1 protein-coding gene is annotated in these 7,338 nt (G+C 60.1%); it reads left to right on the top strand.

What is annotated here, in order from left to right:
• Positions 1–7,338, top strand: a 7,338-nt coding sequence (locus CKW07_RS24970; protein WP_371850680.1) for an immunoglobulin-like domain-containing protein, incomplete at both ends; no start/stop codon positions are given.

Genomic DNA, 7,338 nt, shown 5'->3' with positions numbered 1-7,338 from the left:
ACCAAGTCCTGAAACAGGACCTGACCGTGACCCTGAGCAACGGCGATACCGTGGTGATCAAGGCCGGTACCACCGAAACTCCATACGAGCTCAAGGCCCAGGGCGACGACGTCTACAAAGACGGCCAAACCGTCGAAGTCGGCGTGACTGACGCCGCCGTTGACGGCAAGTCCTTCGAAAACCTGGTACTCGGCGACAAGGCTACCGTGACCATCGGCGATACCATCAGTGAAGTCACCGCCACCCTGTCTGTGGATAAAACCACCGTCACCGAAGGCGGTTCGGTCACCTACACCGTGACCCTGACCAATGCTGCCGGTCTGCCGATGGCCAACCACGGTGAGCTGACCTTCAAGCTCAGCGATGGCACCACCATCACCGTGCCGGCCAACAGCACCACTGGCAGCGCCACCGTCGTCACCACCAATGACATCTTCACTGGTGGCCAGCCTTCGCTGGTCAACAAGCTGGAGTCCGTCAGCGGTGCCGAGCAGTTCGAACAGCTGACCCTCGGCCAGGACGAATACACCACCACCGTCACCGACCAACCGACCGGCGAAGGCGACCAGATCACCGTCACCATCGAAAGCAACGGCGACGTGCTGGAAAACGCGGCACCGAAGTTCACCGTCAAGGTCGACCAAGTCCTGAAACAGGACCTGACCGTGACCCTGAGCAACGGCGACACCGTCGTGATCAAGGCCGGTACTACCGAAACCCCGTACGAGCTCAAGGCCCAGGGCGACGACGTCTACAAAGACGGCCAAACCGTCGAAGTCGGCGTGACTGACGCTGTAATCGACGGCAAGTCCTTCGAAAACCTGGTACTCGGCGACAAGGCCGCTGTCACCATCGGCGACACCATCAGTGAAGTCACCGCCACCCTGACTGTGGATAAAACCACTGTCACCGAAGGCGGCTCGGTCACCTACACCGTGACCCTGACCAACGCTGCTGGCCTGCCAATGAGCAACCACGGCGAACTGACCTTCAAGCTTAGTGATGGCACCACCATCACCGTGCCAGCCAACAGCACCACCGGCAGCGCAACGGTCGTCACCAGCAATGACATCTTCACTGGTGGCCAGCCTTCGCTGGTCAACAAGCTGGAAAGCGTTTCCGGTGCCGAGCAGTTCGAACAACTGACCCTCGGCCAGGACGAATACACCACCACCGTCACCGACCAGCCAGCGGGCGAAGGCGACAAGATCACCGTCACCATCGAAAGCAACGGCAACGTGCTGGAAGACGCCGCACCGAAGTTCACCGTCAAGGTCGATCAGGTACTGAAACAGGACCTGACCGTGACCCTGAGCAACGGCGACACCGTGGTGATCAAGGCCGGCACCACCGAAACCCCGTACGAGCTGAAAGCTCAGGGCGACGACGTCTACAAAGATGGCCAGATCGTCGAAGTAGGTGTTACTGACGCTGTAATCGACGGCAAGTCCTTCGAAAACCTGGTGCTTGGCGACAAGGCTGCCGTGACCATCGGCGATACCGTGACTGAAGTAGTCGCTACGTTGACTGTGGATAAAACCACCGTCACCGAAGGTGGCCAGATCACTTATACCGTGACCCTGACCAACGCTGCCGGTCTGCCGATGGGCGCCCATGGTCCGCTGGAGTTCACCCTGTCCGACGGCACCGTGGTCAAGATCCCGGCCAACGGTACGTCCGGTACTGCCACCGTCACCGCCAACGACGACATCTTCACCGGTGGCCAGCCGGCCATCGTCAACAAGCTGGAGTCCGTCAGCGGCGCCGAGCAGTTCGAACAACTGACGCTGAATGACACCACGCTGATCACTTCCGTGACCGACGAACCCGGTTCGGGCGACCCAACCGACCCGGCCAACGAAGGCGACAAGATCATTGTCACCATCGAAAGCAACGGCAACGTGCTGGAAAACGCTGCACCGAAGTTCACCGTCAAGGTCGATCAGGTACTGAAACAGGACCTGACCGTCACCCTGAGCAACGGTGACACCGTGGTGATCAAGGCCGGCACCACCGAAACCCCGTACGAGCTGAAAGCTCAGGGCGACGACGTCTACAAAGATGGCCAGACCATCGAAGTAGGTGTTACTGACGCTGTAATCGACGGCAAGTCCTTCGAAAACCTGGTGCTCGGTGATAAAGCCGCAGTCACCATTGGCGACACCGTGACTGAAGTAGTCGCTACGTTGACTGTGGATAAAACCACCGTCACCGAAGGCGGTTCGGTCACCTACACCGTGACCCTGACCAACGCGGCCGGCCTGCCGATGGCCAACCATGGCGAACTGACCTTCAAGCTCAGCGATGGCACCACCATCACCGTGCCAGCCAACAGCACCACCGGTTCGGCCAGCGTCACCGCCAACGACGACATCTTCACCGGTGGCCAGCCGGCTATCGTCAACAAGCTGGAAAGCGTTTCTGGCGCCGAGCAGTTTGAACAGCTGACGCTGAATGACACCACGCTGACCACGTCCGTGACCGACGAACCTGGTTCGGGCGACCCAACCGACCCGGCCAACGAAGGCGACAAGATCACCGTCACCATCGAAAGCAACGGCGACGTGCTGGAAAACGCCGCACCGAAATTCACCGTCAAGGTCGACCAAGTCCTGAAACAGGACCTGACCGTGACCCTGAGCAACGGCGATACCGTGGTGATCAAGGCCGGTACCACCGAAACTCCATACGAGCTCAAGGCCCAGGGCGACGACGTCTACAAAGACGGCCAGACCATCGAAGTCGGCATCACTGACGCCGCCGTTGACGGCAAGTCCTTCGAAAACCTGGTACTCGGCGACAAGGCTACCGTGACCATCGGCGATACCATCAGTGAAGTCACCGCCACCCTGTCTGTGGATAAAACCACCGTCACCGAAGGCGGTTCGGTCACCTACACCGTGACCCTGACCAATGCTGCCGGTCTGCCGATGGCCAACCACGGTGAGCTGACCTTCAAGCTCAGCGATGGCACCACCATCACCGTGCCGGCCAACAGCACCACTGGCAGCGCCACCGTCGTCACCAGCAATGACATCTTCACTGGTGGCCAGCCTTCGCTGGTCAACAAGCTGGAAAGCGTTTCCGGTGCCGAGCAGTTCGAACAACTGACCCTCGGCCAGGACGAATACACCACCACCGTCACCGACCAACCGACCGGCGAAGGTGACCAGATCACCGTCACCATCGAAAGCAACGGCGACGTGCTGGAAAACGCCGCACCGAAATTCACCGTCAAGGTCGACCAAGTCCTGAAACAGGACCTGACCGTGACCCTGAGCAACGGCGATACCGTGGTGATCAAGGCCGGTACCACCGAAACTCCGTACGAGCTCAAAGCCCAAGGCGACGACGTCTACAAAGACGGCCAGACCATCGAAGTTGGTGTTACTGACGCTGTAATCGACGGCAAGTCCTTCGAAAACCTGGTACTCGGCGACAAGGCCGCTGTCACCATCGGCGACACCATCAGTGAAGTCACCGCCACCCTGACTGTGGATAAAACCACTGTCACCGAAGGCGGCTCGGTCACCTACACCGTGACCCTGACCAACGCTGCTGGCCTGCCAATGAGCAACCACGGCGAACTGACCTTCAAGCTTAGTGATGGCACCACCATCACCGTGCCAGCCAACAGCACCACCGGCAGCGCAACGGTCGTCACCAGCAATGACATCTTCACTGGTGGCCAGCCTTCGCTGGTCAACAAGCTGGAAAGCGTTTCCGGTGCCGAGCAGTTCGAACAACTGACCCTCGGCCAGGACGAATACACCACCACCGTCACCGACCAACCGACCGGCGAAGGTGACCAGATCACCGTCACCATCGAAAGCAACGGCGACGTGCTGGAAAACGCCGCGCCGAAGTTCACCGTCAAGGTCGATCAGGTACTGAAACAGGACCTGACTGTCACCCTGAGCAACGGCGACACCGTGGTGATCAAGGCCGGTACCACCGAAACTCCATACGAGCTCAAGGCCCAGGGCGACGACGTCTACAAAGATGGCCAGATCGTCGAAGTAGGTGTTACTGACGCTATAATCGACGGCAAGTCCTTCGAAAACCTGGTACTTGGCGACAAGGCCGCCGTGACCATCGGCGATACCATCAGTGAAGTCACCGCCACCCTGACTGTGGATAAAACCACTGTCACCGAAGGCGGCTCGGTCACCTACACCGTGACCCTGACCAACGCTGCTGGCCTGCCAATGAGCAACCACGGCGAACTGACCTTCAAGCTTAGTGATGGCACCACCATCACCGTGCCAGCCAACAGCACCATCGGCAGCGCAACGGTCGTCACCAGCAATGACATTTTCACTGGCGGTCAGCCTTCGCTGGTCAACAAGCTGGAATCCGTCAGCGGTGCCGAGCAGTTCGAGAAGCTGACCCTCGGCCAGGACCAATACACCACCACGGTCACCGACCAACCGACCGGCGAAGGTGACAAGATCACCGTCACCATCGAAAGCAACGGCGATGTGCTGGAAAATGCCGCACCGAAGTTCACCGTCAAGGTCGATCAGGTCCTCAAGCAGGACCTGACCGTGACCCTGAGCAACGGCGACACCGTCGTGATCAAGGCCGGCACCACCGAAACCCCATACGAGCTCAAGGCTCAGGGCGACGACGTCTACAAAGACGGTCAGACCGTCGAAGTGGGTGTTACTGACGCCACAGTCGACGGCAAGTCCTTCGAAAACCTGGCACTTGGCGACAAGGCTGCCGTCACCATCGGCGACACCGTGACTGAAGTAGTCGCTACGTTGACCGTGGATAAAACTACCGTCACCGAAGGTGGCCAGATCACTTACACCGTGACCCTGACCAACGCTGCCGGCCTGCCGATGGGCGCCCATGGTCCGCTGGAGTTCACCCTGTCCGACGGCACCGTGGTCAAGATCCCGGCCAACGGTACTTCCGGCACTGCCAGCATTACCGTCAACGACGACATCTTCACCGGCGGCCAGCCGGCCATCGTCAACAAGCTGGAATCCGTCAGCGGCGCCGAGCAGTTTGAACAACTGACGCTGAATGACACCACGCTGACCACTTCCGTGACCGACGAACCTGGTTCGGGCGATCCGACCGACCCGGCCAACGAAGGCGACCAGATCACCGTCACCATCGAAAGCAACGGCAACGTGCTGGAAAACGCCGCACCGAAGTTCACCGTCAAGGTGGATCAGGTCCTCAAGCAGGACCTGACCGTGACCCTGAGCAACGGCGACACCGTCGTGATCAAGGCCGGTACCACCGAAACTCCGTACGAGCTCAAGGCTCAGGGCGACGACGTCTACAAAGACGGTCAAACCATCGACGTCGGTCTTACTGACGCCGCCGTCGACGGCAAGTCCTTCGAAAACCTGGTGCTCGGCGACAAGGCCACCGTGACCATCGGCGATACCATCAGCGAAGTCACTGCCACCCTGACCGTGGATAAAACCACTGTCACCGAAGGCGGTTCGGTCACCTACACCGTGACCCTGACCAACGCCGCCGGCCTGCCAATGAGCAACCACGGCGAACTGACCTTCAAGCTTTCCGATGGCACCACCATCACCGTGCCAGCCAACAGCACCACCGGCAGCGCAACGGTCGTCACCAGCAATGACATTTTCACTGGCGGTCAGCCTTCGCTGGTCAACAAGCTGGAAAGCGTTTCCGGCGCCGAGCAGTTCGAGAAACTGACCCTCGGCCAGGACGAATACACCACCACCGTCACCGACCAACCGACCGGCGAAGGTGACAAGATCACCGTCACCATCGAAAGCAACGGCGACGTGCTGGAAGACGCTGCACCGAAGTTCACCGTCAAGGTCGACCAAGTCCTGAAACAGGACCTGACCGTCACCCTGAGCAACGGCGATACCGTCGTGATCAAGGCCGGCACCACCGAGACCCCGTACGAGCTCAAGGCTCAGGGCGACGACGTCTACAAAGACGGCCAGACCGTCGAAGTCGGCCTCGATAACGCCACGGTCGACGGCAAGTCCTTCGAAAACCTGGTACTCGGCGACAAGGCCACCGTGACCATCGGCGATACCATCAGCGAAGTCACTGCCACCCTGACCGTGGATAAAACCACCGTCACCGAAGGCGGTTCAGTCACCTACACCGTGACCCTGACCAACGCTGCCGGCCTGCCGATGGCCAACCACGGCGAGCTGACCTTCAAGCTTTCCGATGGCACCACCATCACCGTGCCAGCCAACAGCACCACCGGCTCCGCCAGCGTTACCGCCAACGACGACATCTTCACCGGCGGCCAGCCGGCCATCGTCAACAAGCTGGAATCCGTCAGCGGCGCCGAGCAGTTTGAACAACTGACGCTGAAAGACACCACGCTGACCACTACCGTCACCGACGAGCCTGGCTCGGGCGATCCAACCGACCCAGCCAACGAAGGCGACAAGATCACTGTCACCATCGAAAGCAATGGCGACGTGCTGGAAAACGCCGCACCGAAGTTCACCGTCAAGGTCGACCAAGTCCTCAAACAGGACCTGACCGTGACCCTGAGCAACGGCGATACCGTCGTGATCAAGGCCGGTACCACCGAAACTCCGTACGAGCTCAAGGCACAGGGCGACGACGTCTACAAAGACGGCCAAACCGTCGAAGTCGGTATCGATAACGCCACAGTCGACGGCAAGTCCTTCGAAAACCTGGTGCTCGGCGACAAGGCCACCGTCACCATCGGCGACACCATCAGCGAAGTCACTGCCACCCTGACCGTGGATAAAACCACCGTCACCGAAGGTGGCCAGGTCACCTACACCGTGACCCTGACCAACGCGGCCGGCTTGCCGATGGGCGCCCATGGTCCGCTGGCGTTCACCCTGTCCGACGGCACCGTGGTCAAGATCCCGGCCAACGGTACTTCCGGCACTGCCAGCATCACCGTCAACGACGACATCTTCACCGGCGGCCAGCCGGCCATCGTCAACAAACTGGAAAGCGTTTCCGGTGCCGAGCAGTTTGAACAACTGACCCTCGGCCAGGACAAATACACCACCGTCGTCACCGACGAGCCTGGCTCGGGCGACCCGACCAACAACGAAGGCGACAAGATCACCGTCACCATCGAAAGCAATGGCAACGTGCTGGAAGACGCGGCACCGAAGTTCACCGTCAAGGTCGACCAGGTCCTGAAACAGGACCTGACCGTCACCCTGAGCAACGGCGACACCGTGGTGATCAAGGCCGGTACCACCGAGACCCCGTACGAGCTCAAGGCTCAGGGCGACGACGTCTACAAAGACGGTCAAACCATCGACGTCGGTCTTACTGACGCCGCCGTCGACGGCAAGTCCTTCGAAAACCTGGTACTCGGCG

Origin of the sequence: Pseudomonas sp. Irchel s3b6 (genome assembly GCF_900187415.1) — a bacterium.
Classification (GTDB): Bacteria; Pseudomonadota; Gammaproteobacteria; order Pseudomonadales; family Pseudomonadaceae; genus Aquipseudomonas.
The sequence above is the reverse complement of the archived record's forward strand: the minus strand, read 5'-3'. Positions and strand labels throughout refer to the sequence as shown.